General features: G+C 34.4%; 1 protein-coding gene. It reads right to left on the reverse strand.

What is annotated here, in order from left to right; all coding sequences use genetic code 11:
- Window positions 1-936, reverse strand: a 936-nt coding sequence (locus tag ACW2QF_RS15360) for an ABC transporter ATP-binding protein (protein WP_455716889.1), incomplete at its 3' end; no start/stop codon positions are given.
- Window positions 937-1,058 lie beyond the last annotated feature (122 nt).

The raw sequence follows: 1,058 nt of genomic DNA on the forward strand, positions 1-1,058 counted from the left end.
ACTTACTTCTTGTGCTATCTCATACTCTCTTTGTAATTGTTTCGCATTCACTATGCCTAGTAATTTATTGGTTTTGTTTTCAACCACCATCAAACTATCTACTCTATAGGCTCGCATTTTTGCTACACAACGAAGCACTGACGTATTAGGACTACAGGTAACTGGAGAATCAATCATAATATCCTCTGCTTTAATATACTCGGGAGAGGCCCATATTCGCTTCGTACCAACGAATTCTGAGACAAATTGATTCTTTGGATTTTTCATAATATTTTCTGGTGTATCGTATTGAAGTATCTCACCATCTTTCATAATACAAATCATATCAGCAATTTTTATCGCCTCGTCCATATCATGGGTAACAAATACAATCGTTTTCTTCAATTGCGCTTGTAAATTCAATAACTCATCTTGAAGGCCATTACGTGTAATCGGATCAAGCGCTGAGAAAGGTTCATCCATTAATATGATATCTGGATCTGTAGAAAAGGCTCTAGCTACTCCAACTCTTTGTTGCTGCCCACCACTTAATTCAACCGGATAACGATTTAGATATTCATCTGGATCAAGACCTACCATATCCATTAATTTTATTGTTGTCTCTGTTATCGTATTGGGATCGAATTTCTCCGTTCTAGGGATTAACTCAATATTCTCCTTCACTGTCATATGTGGAAGCAATCCAGTCTGTTGAATTACATACCCCATATTACGTCGTAATTTTATGACGTCTTTTTCTTCAATATCCTCGCCATTTATGTATATTTGTCCAGAAGATGGTCTTATCAGTCGGTTAATCATCTTTAATGTGGTCGTTTTACCACACCCACTTGCTCCAATGAATACCACTAATTTACCTTTTTCAATTTCAATAGATATATTTTTTAGTACTGTTTTATCTTTATATATCTTAGTAACGTTTTCGAATTTTATCATACTTTTACCTCCCTTTATTTTGATAATCGTATTTCAAATTTTCAAAGTAACACCTTAATAGTATTTCAAAGTTGTTACTTTGTCAAATCACAAAAAAATGCTCGCTATCATTAAATGCTGCG

It is taken from the genome of Anaerosporobacter sp. (assembly GCF_965301125.1).